At 71.7% G+C, this 21,183-nt stretch carries 6 protein-coding genes (1 of these 6 only partly in view); 1 reads left to right on the forward strand and 5 read right to left on the reverse strand.

Annotated elements, in window-relative coordinates:
- The 5 genes from D7X32_RS02205 to D7X32_RS02225 form a co-directional block, all read right to left on the reverse strand.
- A protein-coding gene (locus tag D7X32_RS02205; RefSeq protein WP_158625586.1) for a non-ribosomal peptide synthase/polyketide synthase crosses the window boundary here: on the reverse strand, window positions 1-14,955 show its 5' portion. It extends 10,461 nt beyond the left edge of the window; only the first 14,955 of its 25,416 coding nucleotides appear in the window; it begins with the start codon at window positions 14,953-14,955; the stop codon falls past the left edge of the window.
- A 186-nt stretch (window positions 14,956-15,141) separates the two neighbouring features.
- Window positions 15,142-16,413, reverse strand: coding sequence for a diaminobutyrate--2-oxoglutarate transaminase (gene ectB, locus D7X32_RS02210; RefSeq protein ID WP_120600829.1), 1,272 nt, complete (start codon window positions 16,411-16,413; stop codon window positions 15,142-15,144).
- Window positions 16,410-17,792 carry a nucleotide disphospho-sugar-binding domain-containing protein gene (locus D7X32_RS02215; RefSeq protein ID WP_120600830.1) on the reverse strand — a complete coding sequence of 461 codons (1,383 nt, stop codon included), beginning with the start codon at window positions 17,790-17,792 and terminating at the stop codon, window positions 16,410-16,412. The genes ectB and D7X32_RS02215 overlap by 4 nt, the downstream gene beginning before the upstream one ends.
- A gap of 115 nt (window positions 17,793-17,907) precedes the next feature.
- The gene (locus D7X32_RS02220) at window positions 17,908-19,335 is read right to left on the reverse strand and encodes a hypothetical protein (protein WP_120600831.1); all 1,428 of its coding nucleotides are present in this window, start codon (window positions 19,333-19,335) and stop codon (window positions 17,908-17,910) included.
- Window positions 19,332-20,582: a glycosyltransferase gene (locus tag D7X32_RS02225; protein ID WP_158625587.1), complete on the reverse strand. Its 1,251-nt coding sequence runs from the start codon at window positions 20,580-20,582 to the stop codon at window positions 19,332-19,334. The genes D7X32_RS02220 and D7X32_RS02225 overlap by 4 nt, the downstream gene beginning before the upstream one ends.
- Before the next feature lie 182 nt (window positions 20,583-20,764).
- Between D7X32_RS02225 and D7X32_RS02230 the strand changes: the two genes are divergently transcribed.
- On the forward strand, window positions 20,765-21,085 hold the full coding sequence (locus D7X32_RS02230) for a glycosyltransferase family 2 protein (protein WP_158625588.1): 321 nt from the start codon (window positions 20,765-20,767) through the stop codon (window positions 21,083-21,085).
- The last annotated feature ends 98 nt before the right edge of the window (window positions 21,086-21,183 follow it).

A 21,183-nucleotide genomic window follows, 5' to 3' on the forward strand; every position in this document is an offset into this window, starting at 1 on the left:
AAGCCGGGGCTTCTGGCCCGCGAGCAGCGATGCGTAGGCGGCGAACACGTCCTGGAGCAGCAGCCCCATGCTCCACCCGTCCTGGATGAGGTGGTGGAAGCTCCAGACGCAGCGGTACACGTTCGCATCCAGGCGCAGCAGCGTCAGCCGCATGAGCGGTGCGCGCGACAGCTCGAAGCCGCGCGTGCGATCCGTTTCCATCCACGCCGAGAGCCGGGCCTCCTGCTCCTGGGGCGACAGGCCCCGCAGGTCCTCCTCGCGCCAGGGCAGCTCCGCGCGCGGGAGCACCACCTGCAACGGCTCCGCGAGCCCTTCCCAGTGGAAGCGGGTGCGCAGCGCCGGGTGCTTGTCCACCACCGCCTGCCACGCCTGACGGAAGGCCGCGACGTCCAGCCCCGAGTGCAGCGACCACGAGAGCTGTTCGAAGTACGCGCCCGCTCCCGGCTCCAGCAGCGTCTGGAGCAACATGCCCTGCTGCATGGGCGTGAGGCGGTAGACGTCCTCCACCGGCTCGCCCGGAGGCAGGACGGTCGCCAGGACCGAGGGGCTCACGTCCGCCAGCGGGAAGTCTCCCGGCGTGTAGCGCCGTGCGTCCTCGGAGTCGCGGCCGGTGATGAGCTCGCGCAGCGCCGTGACGAAGCCATCGGCCAGCGCCTCCACCGTGGCGCGCGCATGCACGGCTTCGCTGTAGATCCACTCCAGCTCCAGCTCACCGCCCAGCACCAGCCCGTTCACCTCCAGCAGGTGGGTGCGCTGTCCGAGCCCGGAGCGCGTGGGCCCGGCGGACTCGCGCGAGGCCCGCATCCGCGCCGCGCCGGAAGCCACCGCGTCGAACTGGCCCAGGTAGTTGAAGGCCACCGGTGCCGAGGGCGATGCGCGCAGCTGCTCCCGCGCCGCGTCCGTCCCCAGGTAGCGCAGCAGCCCATGGCTCAGGCCGCGTCCCGGCACCTTCCGCAGCGTGTCCCGCACGGCCCGCAGCGCCGTGGCGGGGCTCGAGCCCGCGGGCACCTGGAGCACCACCGGATAGAGCGCCGTGAACCAGCCAACGGTGCGCGACAGGTCCACGTCCTCGAAGAGGTCCTCGCGGCCATGGCCCTCCAGGTCCACCCGGAGGGACTCCGAGCCCGTCCAGCGCGAGAGCACGCGGGCCAGCGCCGCCACCAACACTTCGTCGATGCGCGAGCGGTACGCGGAGGGCACCTCCTGAAGGAGCGTCCGCGTCTCCGCCACGTCCAGCCGCACCGCCACGCGCCGCGCGGTGGCCTGGGTGTTGGGCTGCCCCTCGTGGTCCACCGGGAGGGCCGGCACGGGCTGGCTCGAAGCGGTCCGCCAGTAGGACAGGTTTCGCTCCACCTCTGGCGTCAGCGCGTGCTGCTGGAGCCGCCGGGCCCAATCCAGGAAGGGCGTCGTCTTCGGAGGCAGGGCCACGCGCTCACCGCGCGCGAGCTGGCCGTACGCAGTCTCCAGGTCCTCCAGGAGCACGCGCCACGACACGCCGTCCACGGCGAGGTGGTGGACGTACAGGAGCAGCCGCTGAGGCTGTCCGGCGTCCGGCTCGAAGAGGGCGGCGCCCAGCAGCAGTCCCGACTCCAGCGACAGGCTGGCCTGCACCCGCGCCGTCTCGCGCTCCAGCGAGACACCGGGGGCCAACCGCTCCAGCCGCACCGGCGCGTCCAGGCCCACCTGGGAGAGCGTCCAGCCCTGGCCGCTCCGGGTGGCCCGGGTGCGCAGGGCGTCGTGGTGCTCCACCAGCGCGCTCAGCGCACGCTCCAGCACTCCGGCGTCCAGTGGCTCGTGAGCCTCCAGGAGCACGGCCTGGTTGTAGTGGTGGGCTTGCGCGAACTCCGCGTCGAGGAAGGCGCGCTGGATGGGCGTGGGCGGCACGTCGCCCAGGACCAGGCCCTGCTCGGCCTTCGGCGCGGTGGTGCTCTCCACCACGCGCGCCAGCTCCGCCACCGTCTGGTGCTGGAAGAGCTGACGGGGGGTGAGCCGCAGCCCGGCGCGCTGCGCGCGGGCGATGACCTGGAGGCTGAGGATGGAGTCGCCGCCGAGCGCGAAGAAGTTATCCGACAGCCCCACGCGCGGGACGCCCAGCACCTGCGCCCACAGCGCGGCCAGCGTCTGCTCCACGGGGGTGACGGGCGCGACGAAGGCGGTCTCGGTGGCGGACTGCTCGGGCGCGGGCAGCGCGCGCCGGTCCAGCTTGCCGTGCGAGGTGAGCGGCAGCTCCGTCAAGGAGACGAAGGCAGCGGGCACCATGTACTCCGGCAGGCGCGCCTTGAGGTGGACGCGCAGGGCCTCCACGTCGAGCGGAGCGCCGGCAACCGGGACGACGTAGGCCACCAGCCGCTTGTGTCCCGGCGAGTCCTCGCGCACCAGCACCGCCGCCTGGCGCAGCGAACCGTGCTGCGCGAGCGCCGCTTCAATCTCTCCCAGCTCGATGCGGAAGCCGCGGATCTTCACCTGGAAGTCGCCGCGGCCCAGGTACTCCAGGCTGCCATCGACAAGGTAGCGCGCGCGGTCGCCAGACTTGTAGAGGCGTGCTCCGGGCGCGTCGCTGAACGGATCCGGGATGAAGCGCTCCGCGGTGAGCGCGGGGCGCGACAGGTAGCCGCGGGCCAGGCCCATGCCGCCGACGTACAGCTCCCCGGGAACGCCGATGGGCGCGGGCTGCAATTGCGCGTCCAGCACGTAGAGCTGAAGGTCCGGGATGGGGACGCCGATGATGCTGCCCGTCGAGCCTTGGGCATCCTCGGCGCGCAGGGGACGGTAGGTGACATGCACCGTGGTCTCGGTGATGCCGTACATGTTGACCAGCCGGGGCCGGGTGTCCGGGTGCCGGGCGAACCACGGCCGCAGGCTGGCGAACTCCAGCGCCTCGCCGCCGAAGACGACGGTGCGCAGGGACAGGCCGCTGGGGCCCTGCACGTCCGAATCCACCTGGACCAGCTGGCGGAAGGCGGACGGCGTCTGGTTGAGCACCGTGACGCGCTCCTTGCGCAGCAGCGCGTGGAAGGCCTCCGGGGAACGGCTCACCCAGTAGGGCACCACCACCAGCCGGCCGCCGTGGATGAGCGCGCCCCACAGCTCCCAGACGGAGAAGTCGAACGCGTAGGAATGGAACAGCGTCCACACGTCGTTCGCGCCGAAGTGGAACCAGTGCTGGGTCGCGGAGAAGAGGCGCGTGATGCGCCCGTGCGTGAGCTGCGCGCCCTTGGGCTTGCCGGTGGAGCCGGACGTGTAGATGACGTAGGCGAGGTGTTCGGAGGTGACGCCCGGGGCGGGGTTGTCGTGCCGCTGGGACTCGAGCTCCTTCGGGGCATCCAGGCACAGCACCGTGGCGGTGTGCTCCGGCAGGGTCGCGACCAGCGCCTGCTGCGTGAGCAGCACGGGCACGCGCGAGTCCTCCAGCATGAAGGCCAGGCGCTCCCGGGGGTACGCCGGATCCAACGGCACGTAGGCGCCCCCGGCCTTGAGGATGCCCAGGATGCCCACCACCATCTCCAGCGAGCGCTCCACGCACAGGCCGACGAGTGTCTCCGGGCCCACGCCCAGGCCACGCAGCCGCCACGCGAGCCGGTTGGCGCGCGTGTTGAGTTCGCCGTAGGTGAGGTGGGTGTCCTCGAAGGTGACGGCGACGGCGTCCGGCGTCCGGGCGGCCAGCGCCTCGAACTGGTGGTGGACGCAGGCGCTGGAGGGATGCGAGGCGCGCGGTCCGCTCCACTCGCGCAGCAGCCGGTGCCGCTCGGCCTGGGCCAACAGGGGCAGCCGGGAGATGCGCTGTGACGGATCCGCGACGACGCCCAGCAGCAGGTGGTGCAGGTGCTCCACCATGCGCGCGACGGTGGCGCCGTCGAAGAGGTCGGTGCCGTACTCCAGCGAGCCCACCAGTCCGTCCGCCGTGTCCGTCAGCGACAGCAGCAGGTCGAACTTGGCGGTGTGCTGTTCCAGCGTCAGCGGGCGCAGCACCAGGCCCGGGAGCTTCAGCTCCGGCAGCACGTCCTGCTGGAGGACGAAGACGGTCTGGAAGAGCGGGGAGCGTGTGAGGTCGCGCACGGGCTGGAGCGCCTCCACCAGCCGCTCGAAGGGCAGCTCCTGATGGGCGAAGGCGCCGAGCGTCGTCTCCCGCACCTGGGCCAGCAGCTCGCGGAAGGTGGGGTCTCCGCCCAGCCGCGCGCGCACGACCAGGTTGTTGACGAAGAAGCCGATGAGTCCCTCCGTCTCCGCCAGGTTGCGGCCGGCGGTGGGGGAACCCACGCAGAAGTCGTCCTGGCCCGAATAGCGGTGCAGCAGCACCTGGAACGCGGCCATGAGCAGCATGAAGGGCGTGACGCCCTCGCGCTGGCTGATGGCCCGCACGGACTCAGACAGCGCGCGCGGGTAGTGGATGGGCATGGCCGCGCCCCGGAAGGACTGGGTCGCGGGACGGGGCCTGTCGGTGGGCAGCTCCAGCACCTGGGGCACGCCCTGGAGCTCCTGGCGCCACCAGCTGAGCTGGGACTCCAGCGCGCCGCCCTGGAGCCACTGCCGCTGCCAATGGGCGAAGTCGGCGTAGTGGACGGACAGCTCCGGCAGGGGAGACGGCTGGCTCGCGCGGAAGGCCTCGTAGAGCGCGGCCACCTCGCGCACCAGCAGCAGCATGGAGCCGCCATCCGAGACGATGTGATGCATCGTCAGGGTCAGCACGTGGCACTCCGGCTCCAACTGGAGGAGCGCGGCGCGCACCAGCGGGCCCCGGTCCAGCGCGAAGGGCCGCTGGGCCTCGCGGGAGGCCAGCCGCAGGGCCTCCGACATGCGCTCGGAAGCGGGCAGGTGCCGCAGGTCATGCCGGGCGAGCGGCAGTCCGGCATCGGCGTCGATGTGCTGGCGCGGTCCCGCGTCGTCCACGTGGAAGGTGGTGCGCAGCGACTCGTGGCGGCGGCGCACCTCCGCGAGCGCCCTCTCCAGTGCGTCCGGATCCAGCACTCCCTCCAGCAGCACCGCGGAGGGGATGTTGTAGAGGGGGCTGTCCGGCTGGAGCTGATCGATGAAGAGCAGCCGCTGCTGGGCGAAGGACGGCACGAGCCGCCCCTCGCGGGACACCGGCGTGAGCGGAGGCGGACGCGACGTCCGCGTGTCACCCAGCGCCACCTCCAGCCGGGCCGCCAGGGCCGCGACCGTGGAGGCGTCGAACAGCTCGCGCAGGGGCAGCTCCACCTGGAACGCCTTGCGGATGCGCGACAGCACCTGGGTGGTGAGCAGCGAGTGGCCGCCCAGCTCGAAGAAGTCGTCATGCAGTCCCACGCGCTCCACGCGCAGGACCTCCGACCACATCCCCGCCAGCTGCTGCTCCAGCGCGGTGCGCGGCGCGACGAACTCGCGCTCCCGCGCGGCTCCGGCCGTGGGGACGGGCAGGCTCTTGCGGTCCACCTTGCCGTTGGGCGAGCGCGGCAGTGCCTCCAGCACCACCAGCACGGGCGGCACCATGTACTCCGGCAGCCGTTCCTTGATGAACGCGCGCACCTCGTTGGAGTCCAGCGTCTGGCCCGCGCGCGGTGCTACGTAGCCCACCAGCCGCACGCTGCCGGGCACGTCCTCGCGCGCGACGACGACGGCCTCCAGCACCGCCGCATGCCGCTCCAGCGCCAGCTCGATTTCACCCAGCTCGATGCGGAAGCCGCGCACCTTGACCTGGTGGTCCACGCGGCCCAGGAACTCGATGGTGCCGTCGCGAAGGAAGCGGCCCAGGTCGCCCGTCCGGTAGAAGCGCGCGCCCGCGACGCCGCGGAACGGATCCGGCAGGAAGCTCTCCGCCGTGCGCCGGGGGTCGTTCAGGTAGCCGCGGCCCACGCCCACGCCGCCGATGTGGATTTCGCCGGGCACGCCCATGGGCACGGGCTGACCCGCGCGGTCCAGCAGGTACAGCTGGAGGTTCGGCACCACGCGGCCAATGGGCGTGTTCACCGTGGTGGACGCCTGACGCAGCACGTGGAGCGTCACGTCATCCGAGCACTCCGCCGGGCCGTACGCGTTGAGCAGCGGGATGCGCGGGTACAGCGAGAACCACTTGCGGCTCACCTCTGGAGGCAGCGCTTCGCCGGTGGGGATCATCCACCGCAGGGCCTTCAGCGCGGGGCGGGCGGGGCCCAGCGCTTCGGCCTCCTCCAGCATCACGCGCAGCACGGAGGGCACCACCTGGACGATGGTGAGCCCCTGCTGCTCCATCTCCTGGAGCAGGCGCGGCGGGCTGCGCACCACGTCGTTCAGCAACAGGTGCGTGCGGCCGCCAATCATCAGCGCCGTGAGGAACTGCCAGACGGAGATGTCGAAGGACTGGGACGCCGTCTGGGCCACCACGTCGCCTTCGGCCAGGGACATCTCCTGGATGAGGACGTACAGGTGGTTGAGCAGGCCCGCGTGCTCCAGCATCGCGCCCTTGGGCACGCCCGTGGAGCCCGACGTGTAGATGATGTACGCCAGATGTCCCGGCCCCGCGCGCGCCGGCAGGTCCGCGTCGGATCCCGGAGCGGCGAGTGCGTCCTCCAGCACCAGGGCGCGTGGCCGCGCCAAAGAAGGCGGCAGCAGCTCGCACGCGCGCTCCAACGTGGAGGCCAGCTCCGCGGCCACGAGCACGCGGGGCGCCAGGCTCTGCTCCAGCACCTGCGCGAGGCGATGCGGCGGATGCGCCGGATCCATGGGCAGGTACGTGCCGCCCGCCTTGAGGATGGCGAGCATCGCGGTGACGAAGTCGACGCCGCGAGGCCCCAGCAGGCCCACGGGCATGTCGGGGCCCACGCCTTCAGCCACCAGCTGGTGCGCCAGCCGGTTGGCCCGGGCATTCAGCTCGCGGTAGGTGAGCTGCCGCTCCTCGCAGACCAGGGCCACGGCGTCCGGCGCGCGGGCGGCCTGCTGCTCGAAGAGCTGGGGGAAGCACGCGGCGGTGGGGTAGTCCACGCGCGTGGCGTTCCAGTCCACGAGCAGCTGCTGGTGCTCGGGCGGGGTGAGCAGCGGCAGGTGGGTGATGCGCTGGCCCGGGTCGGCCACCGCGCCCTCCAGCACCACCTGGAGGTGCGCCGCCATGCGGGCGATGGTCGCCTCGTCGAAGAGGTCGGTGCTGTACTCCAGCCAGCCCTTCAGGCCGTGCTCGTCCTCCATGAAGGAGAGGTTGAGGTCGTACAGCGTGGCGCCGAAGTGGATGTCCTCCACGTCCGTGAGGGCGCCGGTGAGGATGGAGGCGTCGTGCGCCCGGTGCAGGATGAAGAGCACCTGGAAGAGCGGCGCGTGGCTGAGCGTGCGCGTGGGCTTGAGCGCTTCCACAAGCCGGTCGAACGGCACGTCCTGATGGGCATAGGCCCCCAGGGCCACCTCGCGCACCTGGGCGATGAGCTCGCGGAAGGTGAGCGCGGGATGGAAGCTGGCGCGCAGCACCAGGGTGTTGAGGAAGAAGCCGACCAGCCCCTCCAGCTCCGAACGGCTGCGGCCCGCGGTGGGCGAGCCCACGCAGAAGTCGTCCTGCCCGGAGTAACGGTGCAGCAGCACCTGGAAGCCGGCCAGCAGCGTCATGAAGAGCGTGGCGCCCTCCTGCTGGCTGAGCGCCTTGAGGCCCTGCGTGAGCGGGCGAGACAGGCGCAGCGCGTAGCGCTCACCCCGGCGGGACGGGACGGTGGGCCGGGGCCGGTCCGTCGGCAGCTCCAGCACGTCGGGGACGCCCGCGAGCCGCGACTTCCACCACGCGAGCTGTGACTCCAGCGCGTCGCCCTGCAGCCACTGCCGCTGCCAGCGGGCGAAGTCGGAGTAGCGCACCGGCAGCTCGGGCAGCGGGGCCACGCGCCCACCGGAGGCGGCCTCTACCCTGGAGCCAAGCTCGCTCGCGAGCACCACCAGGGACCAGCCGTCCGTCATGATGTGGTGCATCACCATCAGCACGTGCGACGTGTCGTCCGCCAACTGGAACAGGGCCAGCCGGAGGATGGGACCCTTCTCCAGGTCGAACGTCTGGCGCGACAGCTCCATCACCCGCTCATGCGCCGCGGCCTCGCGGGCCTCGGGCGGCAGGGAGCGCAGGTCGAAGCAGGGCACCTGGACGTCGAAGGGCTGCGCGACCACCTGGAGCGGCCGTCCGTCCACGGTGGAGAACGTGGTGCGCAGGGCTTCGTGGCGGCCGAGCAGCTCCGTGAAGATGCGGCCCAGCGGCTCCGGCTCCAGCAGGCCCCGGAAGCGCGCCAGCAGGGGCACGTTCAGGGCGATGTTGCCCGGCTCCAGCTGCTGGATGAACCACATGCGCTCCTGGGCGTAGGAGAGCGGGTGGGTGTGGCCTTCGTCCGGCAACCGTCGCAGCGGCGGCGCTCCGGAGCCCGCGTTCGCCGCGGCGCCCGGGTCGCTTTCGAGCAGCGTGAGCAGGCGCCCGGTCAGCGTGGTGAGGCTGGGACCCTTGACGAGCTCGACGATGGGAATCGTCACCTGCAGGCGGGCCTGGATGCGGTTTCGCAGGTCCACCGACATGATGGAGTCGAAGCCCAGCGTGCCCAGGGGCTGGCTCAGGTCCAGCTTCTCCGGCGCCAGGCCCAGCACCGCGCCGGCCTCGCCGCGCAGGAACGCCGTCAGCGCCTCGGCGCGCGCCGTCCCCTCCAGTGCGAGCAGCGTGGCGCGCAGCTGGGGGCCGGTGGTGATGGCCGTCGCCTCGGGGCCGGTGTCCGCGAGGAGGGCGAGCACCTTGCGCTCACCGCGAGTCTCCAGCACTTGGCGCAGCACGGACCAGCGGATGTCCATGACGCCGGCCTGGGGCGTGCCCGAGGCCAGCAGCGGCGCGATGGCGGGCAGCGCCTGTTCAGGCTCCATCAGCCGCAGGCCGCGGCCGGTGATCTTCCGGCCCTGCTCCAGCCGCGCGGCCATGCCGGCTTCCGCGAAGGTGCCCCAGTCGATGGTGAGCGCCGGCAGCCCCGCCGCGTGGCGCAGGTGGGCCAGGGCGGCGAGGAAGGCGTTGGCCGCGGAGTAGGGCGCCTGGCCCGGAGAACCGATGTAGGCCGACACCGACGAGAACGAGACGAAGAAGTCCAGCGGCGTGTCGCGCAGCAGCCGGTGCAACAGCCAGCCGCCCAGCGCCTTGGGGCGCAGCAGCGTGTCGAAGGGCCGCGAGTCCATCCGGGCCACGGGCTGTTCCTGCGGAAGCAGGACGCCCGCCGCGTGGATGACGCCGCGAAGCTCCGGCCAGCCCTCGTCGCGGAAGGTCTCCAGGTATTCGCCCAGCGCCCCCGCGTCGCCCACGTCCACGGAGGCGACGTGCACGCTGGCACCCAGCGCCTCCAGCTCACGCACCAGTCCCACCTGCCGGGCCTGCGGCGCGTCGGGCTCCAGGCGCTTCCACTTCGAGCGCGGAGGCAGCGGCGTACGGCCCAGGAGGATGAGCCGGCGCGCGCCCTGCTGGACCAGCCAGCGCGCCACGTGCGCGCCCAGTCCGCCCAGACCACCGGTGACGAGGTACGTCCCGTCCGCCCGCACGCGCAGCGGCGCGCGCGACGAGGCCAGCTCCTGGCGGCGCACCATGCGCTCCACGAAGCGGCGGCCCTGGCGGAGCGCCACGCGGTCCTCGCCGTCACCGGCCTGAAGGGCCCCGCACAGCGCCGCGGATGCCTCTTCCATGGACGCGTGGGGATCCAGATCCACCAGGCCCCCCCAAAGCTCGGGATGCTCCGTGGCGAGCGTGCTGCTCAAGCCCCAGAGCGTGGCCTGCGCGGCCTCCAGCGCATGCGGGCCGTCGCCCACGGGCTGCGCTCCACGTGTGACGAGCCACAGCCGCGCGTCCACGGACCGCGACAGCAGCGCCCGCAGCACGGACACCACCGGCACGCAGCCCAGCGCCAGCGCCGCGCCCACCGCGTCCAGGTCCGCGCTCTCCGGAAGCACGCCGTCCAGCGCGCGCAGGTAGACGACGCGCAGGGGCGTCCCCGGGTCCTGCCCAAGCGCCGTGTCCAGCACCCGCGTCAGCGCTTCCTCCGAAGCGCTGGCCACGTCCAGGCCCCCTTCGCCCGGTGCCACCAGCACCACGGGCTGGCCCTGCTCGCGCAAGCGCTGCGCGAGCGCGGTGCCCGTGCCGCGTTCGTCACCCAGCAGCAGCCAGCGCGCGGAAACCGGTGCGGCGGGAGCGTCGCCAGCGGGCTCCCAGCGCGTGCCGTAGAACCAGTCCTCGGACAGCTCGGGCGCTTCGGTGGCCGTGGCCGCGCCGCCCTGGGGCAGGGCGATCCAGCACCGCTCCCGCTGCCACGGGTAGGTGGGCAGCGGAACGAAGGGGGTGTCCTTCGCGAAGAGTTCGCTCCAGCGTACGTCCACGCCCTGGGCGTAGAGCGCCCCCAGCGAGCCGAGCAGCACCGAGCGCTCGTCCTCGCCCCGGCGCATCGACGGCACGGCCACGCCCGGGATGCCGCGCACGCGCAGCAACTGGGCGATGTCCGCCAGCAACAGCGGGTGGGGCGCCACCTCCACGAAGAGGCCGCAGCCTGAATCGACCAGGCGCTCCATCGTGTCGGAGAAGCGCACGGGCTCGCGCAGCTGCCGGGCCCAGTACTCGCCGTCCAGCACCGCGCCCTCCACGGGCAGGGCGGAGACGGTGGACACCATGGGGACGCCGGGCGCGGAGGGCCGCAGGTGGGCGAGGGCCGCGCGCATGGTCTCGCGCGCCGGCTCCATGTGGTGGCAGTGCGACGCGAAGTTGACGGCGAGCAGCCGCGCGTGGACCTGCCGCTGCTCCAGCGAGCCCAGCAGCTCCGTGAGCGCGTCCACGTCACCGGAGACGATGGTGGACGTGGGGCCGTTGCGGGCGGCGATGGCCAGCCGGCCCTCGTAGCCCGCGAGCAGCCGCGCGGCTTCATCTGGCGCCAGCTCCAGCAGGGCCATGCGGCCCCGGCCCGAAGCCTGCTGCGTGACGCGGCCGCGGTGGTAGATGACCTCCAAAGCCTGGGGCAGCGACAGGGCCCCCGCGACGCACGCCGCGGCGACCTCGCCGGCGCTGTGGCCGACGAGTTGATCCGGTTCGACGCCCAGCGAGCGCCAGAGCGCGGCGAGTCCCACCTGGAGGGAGAACATCACCGGCTGCGCGAACTCCGTCTGCGCGAGCCGCGAGCGGCCTTCCTCCGCCGCCAGCTCCTCCAGGATGGACCAGCCCGCCAGGGGCCGCAGCAGCACGTCGCACTGCTCCACGACCTGGCGGAACACGGGCTCTTGCGCCAGCAGCGAACGGGCCATGCCGAACCACTGCGGGCCCTGTCCGGAGAAGATGAACGCGACGCGGGGACGCGAGCCGGGAACGGCCGGACCCGTCGCCACGCCGGGGTGGGGCTGTCCGTCCGCCAGCGCCTGGAGCCGGGCCTGGAGCTCCTCCCAGGTGGTGGCGAGGACGGCCGCGCGGTGGGGCTGGTGCCCGCGCCGCGTGGCCGCGGAGAACCCGAGCGACTCCAGCGGCGACGCCCCTCGCGGCGAAAGCGCGAGGTGTCCGCGAGCCAGGGCCCGCAAGGCCTCCGGGCTCCGGGCGGAGAGCGGGACGAGCTGAGCGCGCTCGGGAGGCGGTTCGCGGCGCGAGGTGATCGCTTCGTGGGCTTCCAGCACCACGTGGGCGTTGGTGCCGCCGAAGCCGAAGGAGCTCACGCCCGCGAGCCGGGGACCGGAGGCCACGGGCCACGGCAGCAGCCGGTCCTGCACGTGCAGCGGCAGCTCGGAGAAGGGGATGTGCGGGTTGGGCGTCTGGAAGTGGAGGCTCGCCGGCACCATGCCGTGGCGCAGCGACAGCGCGACCTTGATGATGCCGGCGATGCCCGCGGCGGCCTCCAGGTGGCCGATGTTGCTCTTCACCGAACCGATGGCGCACGGGGCGTCCTTCGCCCGGCCCTCCGCGAGCACGGCGCCCAGGGCCTGCGCCTCGATGGGGTCGCCCAGCGACGTGCCGGTGCCGTGCGCCTCGATGTACTGCACCTGCGCGGGCGCCACGCCCGCGTCCCGGTAGGCGGCGCGCAGCACGGCTTCCTGCGCGAAGCGGTTGGGCGCGGTGAGGCCGTTGGATCGGCCATCCTGGTTCACCGCGCTGCCGCGGATGACCGCGTGCACGGTGTCGCCATCCGCCAGGGCGCGCGACAGCGGCTTGAGCACGATGACGCCCGCGCCCTCGCCCCGCACGTAGCCATTGGCGCTGGCGTCAAAGGCCTTGCAGCGCCCGTCCGGCGCCATGAAGCCGGCCTTGCTGAAGTTGACGGTGAGCGCCGGCGACAGCATCACGTTGACGCCGCCCACCAGGGCCACCGTGGACTCACCGGCGCGCAGGCTGCGGCACGCCAGGTGGGTGGCCACCAGCGATGACGAGCACGCGGTGTCCACCGCGATGCTGGGCCCGCGCAGGTCCATCACGTAGGAGATGCGGTTGGCGGCGATGCTCAGCGCGCCGCCCGTCCCCGCGTAGGCGTCCGCGAGGCCCCGGCTGGTGAGCTGCATCGCCCCGAAGTCGCTGGTGGAGATGCCGACGAAGACGCCCGTCTTGCTTCCCGCGAGCCGCTCGGCCGGGAGGCCCGCGTCCTCCAGGGCTTCCCACGCCACCTCCAGCAGCAGCCGCTGCTGCGGATCCATGCGCGAGGCCTCGCGCGGCGACAGCCCGAAGAAGCTCCGGTCGAAGCGGTCCACCTGCTCCAGGAAGCCGCCCCAGCGCGTGGTCATCTTCCCCGCGGCCGTGGGATCCGGATCGTAGTACTCGCGCAGGTCCCAACGGTCCGAGGGCACCTCGCGGATGGCATCCTGGCCCTCCTGGAGCAGGCGCCAGAAGGCCTGCGGACTCTCCGCCCCGGGGAAGCGGCAGCCCAGGCCGATGATGGCGATGGGCTCCTCGGACGCGAGCTCGCGAGGGACGGCCGGTGCGGCGGCGTCGGCCGCTTCCGGGGCCACGTCCGCCAGGTGCCGCGCCAGCGCCTCGATGGACGGGAAGTCCCACACCAGCGTGGGAGGCATCTTGCGTCCCAGCTTCGTCTCCAGCTCACCCGCCAGCTGCACCCCCGCCACGGAGTCCACGCCGAGCTGTGCGAACGGCGCGGCCGCATCCAGGCGATCCGGGGACACGTTCATGGCCCGCGCGAGCGCGTCCACGATCCACGCCTCCAACTGCCGGACCGAGGCGGAGACGCGAGGCGCCTCGACGGCCGGAGCCACGGGCGTGGGAGCCACAGGCGAGGGAGCCGGGGGCGCTTCGGCGGCGGCCTCCGCGCGCCACAGGTGCAGCGGATCCAGCGTGCCCTCCAGCCACGCCGCCTTGGTGGCGCGGCGCTGGATCTTCCCGCTGGTCGTCTTGTGGATGCTGCCCGCGGCGATGAGCGCCAGGCCGTGCAGCTGCACCGAGTGACGCTCCGCCACGGCGGCGCGCACGGCCTGGACGACCTCCTCCACGTCGAAGGCGTGGCGCGTGTCCATCTCCTGCACCACGACCAACCGCTCCTGGCCCGCCTCCTCCACGGAGAAGGCGGCGTTGCAGCCGGGCCTCAGGGCAGGGTGGCTCTGCTCGACGCTGGCCTCCAGGTCCTGCGGGTAGTGGTTGCGCCCGTGGAGGATGACCAGGTCCTTGAGCCGCGCGGAGATGAAGACCTCTCCGTCCAGGACGAAGCCCAGGTCGCCGGTGCGCAGAAAGGGCCCCGCGCCGGTGCCCGCGACGCGGGCCTGGAAGGTGCGCTCGCTCTCGTCGGGCCGCCTCCAGTAGCCATTGGCCACGCTGGGGCTCTTCAGCCAGATTTCACCCACCTCGCCGTCGGCGCGGACGGTGAGCGACTCCGGATCCACGATGAGCAGCTGCTGATCGGACAGGGTGCGCCCGGAGCTGATCAACCGCCGCGTCCCGGGCCGCTCCGGGGTGGAGGACACCGCGCGCCCGCGCTCCAGCGGCTCCACCTCCACCGTCCGCTCGATGGGGGCTTCCACCATCGCGCCGCCCGCGGCGATCAGCGTGTTCTCCGCCAGCCCGTAGCACGGGTAGAAGGCCTGGCGCCGGAAGCCCGAGGGCGCGAAGGCTTCCACGAAGCGATCCAGCGTCTCCGCGCGGATGGGCTCCGCGCCACTGAAGGCCACTTCCCAGGTGCTCAGGTCCAGCGCCTGCCGCTGCTCGGGCGTGCTCTTGCGCACGCACAGGTCGAAGGCGAAGTTGGGCGCGCCGGACAGCGTCGCCTTGTATTCGGAGATGGCCTCCAGCCAGCGCAGGGGCCGCTTGAGGAACGTGAAGGGCGACATCATCACGGCGGCGCGTTCACAGCCCCACCGGATGGGGGACAGGATGCCGCCGATGAGCCCCATGTCGTGGTAGGGCGGCAGCCAGGACACGAACCGCGTTCCCCGGTGTCCGCCCATCTTCTGCCGGGCGGCCTCCAGGTTGTGCATCAGGTTGGCGTGGCTGAGCATCACGCCCTTGGGCGTGCCGGTGGAGCCGGACGTGTATTGGAGGAAGGCCAGCGAGTCCGGGCCCACGCCGGGCTTGTTCCAGGCCGACTCGATGCCCGCCGCCACGTCGTCCGTGGCCACCCAGCGCAGCTTCGCCAGCTCCGGGGCCATCTCGAACAGCCCCTCCGCCATGGAGAGGATGAAGGACGTGGTGAGCACCACCGTGGCCTGCGAGTCGCGCACGATGGCCATCAGCCGGGGCAGCGTGCGCTCCAGGCGGGACGGATCCGGCGGGTACGCGGGCACGGCGATGACGCCGCCGTAGAGGCACCCGAAGAAGCCCGCGACGTAGTCCAACCCCGGCGGGTACAGGAGCATGGCGCGCTCGCCCACGGCGGACTGCTGCTGGAGCAGGGCGCCCACGGCGCGGGCGCGCCGGTCCAGCTCACCGAAGGTCACCGGCAGCGGGCCGTCGTCCTCCAGGAAGATGTACGCATCGTCCCCGAAGCGCTGCGCCCCGCGCTGCTGGAGCAGATCGATGAGCGTGGGGATTTCCAGGTAGGTGCTGGACGGGGCCGGTTCCATGGGGACCTTCTGGGAGACTGCGAAGAGGTGCGCCGGGGCGCGATGCGCGCCCTCGGTGGATGGACGGCGAAACCGCCGGGCGGGACCGGTGGACTCGCGCGAAGCGGACATGGCGCCAGCGTGCGGGACTCCCGCCAGCGGGAGTTCCTCAGGCCCTGCGCGGGAGGCGCCCGGAGAGGGGCGGCCTCAGACCTCCGACAGGGCCGCCGCCAGGATGGCGACGCCTTCCCGGAGCTCATCCACGGAGGTGGTGAGGGGCGGCAGCAGCTTGATGACCGTGTCGTCCCGGCCACACAGCTCCAGGATGAGCCCGCGCTGGAAGCAGCGCTGCTGGACGGTCTTGCCGCGCTCGTAGCCGCCGTGGTCGGTCAGGTCGATGCCGTACGCCATGCCCAGGCCCCGCACTTCCAGCCCGGGAGCCGCCTCGCGCGCCAGCTCCCCCAGCAACTGGGACTTCGCGGCCAGCCCCTTCGTGAACTCTTCCTGCGTCCAGTAGTCGAGCGCCGCCGTGGCCGCGACGAACGCCACCTGGTTGCCGCGGAACGTGCCCGTGTGCTCCCCCGGCCGCCACTGATCCAACGCGGGCTTCATCAGCAGCAGGGACATGGGGAAACCATAGCCGCCAATGGACTTGGAGAGCGTCACCAGGTCCGGGACGATGCCCGCGCGCTCGAAGGAGAAGAACTGGCCGGAGCGGCCACAGCCCGCCTGGATGTCGTCGACGATGAGCAGGATGCCGTGCTTCTCCGTCAGCTTGCGCAGCGCGCGCAGCCACTCCGCGCTGGCCACGTAGATGCCGCCGTCCATCTGCGCGCTCTCGATGATGACGGCGGCGGGCACGTCCACGCCCGAGCAGCTGTCCTCCAGCATCCGCTCCATGAAGCCCAGCGAGTCGAAGGCCCCCTTGGGCCCTTCCGGATAGGGGATGAAGGTGGTGTGGCCCAGCGGGATTCCCGCGGCCGCGCGCACGCCCCGGCTGGACGTCACCGCGCTGCTGCCCAGCGTCATCCCGTGGTACGCGCCGGTGAAGGCGAAGAGGCCGGTGCGCTTCGTCACCTTGCGCGCCAGCTTGAGCGCGGCCTCCACCGCGTTGGTGCCCGTGGGGCCGCAGAACTGGACCTTGTGCTCCAGTCCGCGCGGGCCAAGGATGGTCTTCTCGAAGTGCGTCAGGAAGTCTCGCTTGGCCGCCGTGTACGCATCCAGCGCGTGCACGATGCCGTCGCCCTCCAGGTACTCCATCACCTTGCGCTTGATGGGCTCCGGGTTGTGGCCGTAGTTGAGCGCGCCCGCGCCCGCGAAGAAGTCCAGGTAGCGCTTGCCCTGCGTGTCGAAGATCGTGGAGCCCTTCGCGCGGGTGAAGACCGCCGGGAAGGAATGGCAGTACAGGCGGACGTTGGACTCACGCTGCTCGAACACCGTCGTGGCGTGGTCGTCGGAGGCGAAGGGCTGGGAACTCATGGATGGGCTCGGGAGGTGGTTGCGGAAAGAGGAAGGGGGCCGGCGGACATCGCGGTCGGGCGTTGGCGGTGAAGGAAGTTCTCGATGACGTCCGCGGCGGGCAGCTCCTGCTCGGCCGCGTCGAAGCGGGCGCGGAACCGCCGGAGGTTCTCGCGGTAGCGGGGGACGGTGGTGACCTCGTCCAGGAGCGCCAGCAGGGCCTCCGCGGTGACGCCGCCGGGCGCGGCCCGCACGCCCAGGCCATGGTGCACCACGCGAGCGGAGATGCCGGGCTGGTCGTACTGGATGGGGAGGACCACCATCGGCACTTCCAGGCTGATGCACTCCTTCACGCTGTTGAAGCCGCCGTGGGTGATCATCGCGGTGGCCCGCCGCAGCAGCGAAACGACGGGGGCGTGCCGGACGGCGATGACGTTGGGCGTGGCACCGTCGAAGGCCGCCGGATCCAGCTTGCGGCCCACGCCCAGCACGAACTGCCAATCCGGCCTGCGGGCCGCCGCGTCTCGCACGGCGCGGAAGAGCCGCGCGTCCAGGTCGGTCGCGTAGGGCATCGTCCCCAGGTACGCGAGCACGAGCGGTGCGCCGTCGCGCAGCCGCTCCCAGGGGAAGGCCGGCTCCTGGCGCTCCAGGTCCACGGAAGGGCCCGCGTAGAGGTACTCGCCACGAGGCGTGCCCCGCGGGGGCGTCAGCTCCGCGAACTCCCGGGGGCAGAGCACCAGCTCCGGTCCCCAGGGCTTGAGGGTGATGCCGTCGAAGTCGATCCGCTCGCGAGGGAAACCGTAGTGCCGCGCCAGCCGCAGCAGGTGGCTGACCGAACGCGAGCCGAACCAGAGACCCAACCGGTGGCGGTACGTCGCGCGCCACCAGGCCATCCGCAGGCGCACCCGGGAGACGCGGCCCCCATCGGGCACCAGCGGTGACGTCAACGGCGGCTGCCCCTCCTCCTGCCGCAGCGGCAGCGTCGTGTTCAGGAGCAGGCACGGCACGCGGGCGCCGTGCGCGGCCAGCGGAGGCTCCGGCAGCAGCACGTCACACAGGAGCAGATCCGGCCGCAGCTGGGCGAACGGCTTGTCGAAGGCGCCCGCGAGCACGGCCGCGTAGAAGCGGTCCTCGTAGCGCTGCACCTCGCGCGCGAAGCGCAGCAGCTTCAGCCCGCGAAGCTCGCTGGCGCGCGCCAGCATCTCCGCCTGGAACCCCTTGGGGCAGAGTTCCTCCAGGACGGGAAGGAACTCGAAGCCTTCGGGCGCGACCAATGTCTCCAGGTCCGCGAGCCCGCAGTAGACGACCCGGTGTCCCCTGGCCCGGAGCGTCCTGGCAATCCGGAGCGTTGGATTGACATGCCCATGGTCATCCACCGGTGAAAAAACGAAGGTCCCCATTCCTTCGTCGGATTTACCGTCAGTGAACAATTCCTAGTCAAGGAATTTTGGCCAAACCTGAGAAACAAGCGAGTTACGCTTCTTGGGGATTGAGAAAAAGCTGTGACTTGAAATGTTACAACTTCTTCGGAGGGCGCAGGGTCAGCACGCCACGGGAGAAGAGCCCCTGGAGCATGTCTGTCTTCGAGGCAGGAACTCCGGCCGCGAGTTCCCCGGCATTGCGGCCCCGCGCGTCGCGGAGGAGCTGGAGTTCGGAGGGGTCCAGGACGACGTGTTCGAAGTCGGAGACGATGTGTCCTTCCTCGTCCATGCAACGCACGAGCGGGCCGGGCTCGACCTCCAGCGTCTCGAAGGGCACGGGCTCGGCGGGTGGGCCCTCCAATCGCAGGAGGCACGTCTCCACGGAGCGCGAGAAGGCGGCGCGGGTGAAGGTGCGCAGGATGTGTTCACGGCCCCGGAGGCAGGCCGCCGCCTGGGCATCGGGGGCGTCCATGTCCGCGAAGATGCGCGAGGCCACCTCCGCGTAGGCGCCCACGTCGCCAAAGGACATGCCCGCGGTCTCATGGACGTGGATGCCATGGTCCGGGGGAAGGGCGAACCGGTTGTTGCCGATGCCATTGGTGTAGACAGGGCAGCCGTTGAACACCGACTCGAGCACGTAGAAGCCGAAGGGCTCCGGGAAGCCGTTGTAGGCCAGGCCGAAGCGCGCCGAGCGGAACAACTGGAAGAGGGCGGGCTGGCTGAGCTTCTCCACGGGGACGAGCACGTCCTCCAGGGTGAGCCCGAGCGCGTCCAGACCCATCCGGGCCGCCTCGGCGCTCGCGTCGCCCCGGGCGAAGGCGTGCCGGACGAGCGCGAAGTCCTCCGCCTCGATGACCAGCCGGAAGCGCCGCTGCTGACCATGCTCCTGCGCCAGGGCATTGAGGTTGAGCAGGATGGCGGTGACGGCGCCCCAGTCCGGTTTGCCGGGTTGGACGGCGTGGCCGATGACGTCCCCGGACTCCAGTGCTTCGCGAAGGTGCGCGGGGAGCTCCGCGCCCGTCAGCTCCGGGTGGCCCTGGGCTACGTCGACACAGGGCAGGGGAGGCGTGAGGAGGGACACGGTCTGGAAGGCCCGGGGATGCAGATACTGGCGCCGGTTCCAGTCCGGCAGCGCCAGCAGGGAGGTCAGCGCGCGCTCCATATAGGGAGAGAGCACCCAGTGCCCGTCGATGACGGGAGATTCGAGCCACGTGGAGGGAGCGCCCATCAACCCGTGAAACAACACCAGGGTCCTGCGCGCCTGTTCGCGGGTGGGAAGCCGCATGGCCAGGGCGCGGTCGCAGTAGATGGCGAGGTCCGCCTTCGGTGCCGCCCGCATGCGCCGGAGCCGGTCCGCGGTGGCCAGGGGCGTGACGATGTTGCCCGCGACGGGGTGCTGTCCGTAGTGGGCCTCGTGGGAGTAGCCCAGCCGCGACAGCTCCTCCGCGAGCAGGGCGTTGATGTAGCCCGAGGCGTTCGCGTAGGGCGCCGCCTCCATGATCAGGGTCGCGCTTCGGGTCATGTGGCGGCTCGCTGGTGTCGAGGTGTGGCGCGGGTTTCAGGGTGCTGGAGGAACTGTTCGAGCGTCCGGGCCCCGAGGCTCGAACCATCGGCCTCCAGGAAGTCCCGCTGGAGGGTCTGGACGCGGGTGCGGTAGGCGCTGTTGCCCAGCACCTCATCGAGCTGGGCGCCCACGCGTTCCACCGAGGCCTGGCGGATGTCGCCCCGGAGCCCCAGGCCGTGGTGGACGACGCGGGCGGCATTGCCCGGCTGATCGAACACGAGGGGGTAGACGATCATCGGGACGCCCAGGCAGATGCACTCCTTGACGCTGTTGAGGCCGCCATGGGTGATCATCACCGAAGCGCGCTTCAGGGCCGTGAGCTGGGGCACGCGGTCCACGACGGTGACGTTGGGAGGCAGGGGGCCGAAGCCATCCGTGCCCACCTGTCCGCCCACCGCCATGAGCAGCCGCCACTGGGGCCTGCGCGCGACCGCGTCGATGACGGCCTGGAAGAAGTGCCGGTGTGCGCGGACGCGGTCGCCATGGCTGCCCAGGGAGCACAGGATGAGGGGGGCATCCCCTGAAGCGAGCTCCGGGGGAAGGGGAGGCTCCGTGCGCTCGCGGTCGACGCAGGGCCCGAGGTAGTGGATGCCGCCCGAGGCCCGAGGGAAGTCGAACCCGGGAGTGCACGTCACCAGGGTGGGCACGTTCAGGTGCGGGCCGATTTGCAGGTGGGCATGGAAGTCGCCCGGGCTGGCGTCGGGGTGGCGTCGGTAGAACTCCCGCACGGGCGCGCGCATGCGTTCCCCGCCGGGCATGAACGTGTGCAGGTAGAGCCACTCCCAGGAGAAGCGGATGCGCAGCTGCGAGCGCAGCTGGCCAGTGGGGATGTGGTGCGACGTCAGGGGAGGCACGGCCGCGTCGCGGTGGAGCGCGAGGTTGGTGCAGAGCTGGAACGCGGGGATGCCCACCTTGTGGGCCGCGAGCGCCGGAAGGGTGAAGGTCGCATCCACGAGCAGCAGGTCGGCGCCGCTGTCACGAAGCCGTGACTCGAACGCGGAGCCGAAGAGGATCTGCCGGTTGCGCTCACCGCGGCGGCGGATGAACTCGCGAGTCAGCTCCCGGTGGGCGGCGGGGGTGAGGTCCGGATCCGCCAGCCGCGAGTGCAACTCCGCCTGGTACCCCCGGGGCAGCACGTCCTCCAGGATGGGCGTGAAGGGCCAGGGCTGGTGGCGCAGGAAGGCCTCGCCGTCAGGAGGCGCCATGTAACCAATTTCATGCCCGCGCGACGCCAGCTGCTTCGCCAGACCAAACGTCGCATGGATGTGTCCCGCCTCCGGAAGCGGAAGAAAGACGATTTTCGCCATGGCTCGGGACGTTATCAGACAGGCAGAATGGAAAGCCCTGCAATATGAGCAATCCGACTCCAAAGCGGCCGAGAGTCTCCGTGGTCATCCCCGCCTTCAACGTGGAGCGATACCTGGGCGCGGCCCTGGCATCGGCGTTGGGGCAGACGGTGGAGGACGTGGAGGTCGTCGTGGTGGACGACGGCTCGACGGACGGCACGGTGGCGGTGGCCAGGGGCCAGGGCGACGCAAGGGTGCGCGTCTTCGAGAACGAGCGGAACCAGGGCCCCGCCCGGACCCGGAACGTGGCCATCGAGCAGGCGAGGGGTGAGTGGATCGCCATCCTCGACGCGGATGACTGGTGGAAGCAGGACCGGCTGGAGCGGTTGTTGGGTAACCGTCCGGCCAATGACGTGCCGTGAGGGATTGCCGGGGGCGCAGCGCGCAGCGGACGCTTCCGGGCATGGCGAAGCAGGTGGAGAAGCCGGAGTGGGCGCGCATCGCGGAAGCGTTCGAGGCC

It is taken from the genome of Corallococcus carmarthensis (assembly GCF_003611695.1).
Lineage (GTDB): Bacteria > Myxococcota > Myxococcia > Myxococcales > Myxococcaceae > Corallococcus > Corallococcus carmarthensis.

Bases quoted from the DNA above. Each gene is read 5' to 3' on its own strand.
- D7X32_RS02225 (WP_158625587.1), bottom strand. From the start codon at position 20,582: ATGGCGCCTCCTGACGGCGAGGCCTTCCTGCGCCACCAGCCCTGGCCC.
- D7X32_RS02220 (WP_120600831.1), bottom strand. From the start codon at position 19,335: ATGACCCGAAGCGCGACCCTGATCATGGAGGCGGCGCCCTACGCGAAC.
- ectB (WP_120600829.1), bottom strand. From the start codon at position 16,413: ATGAGTTCCCAGCCCTTCGCCTCCGACGACCACGCCACGACGGTGTTC.
- D7X32_RS02215 (WP_120600830.1), bottom strand. From the start codon at position 17,792: ATGGGGACCTTCGTTTTTTCACCGGTGGATGACCATGGGCATGTCAAT.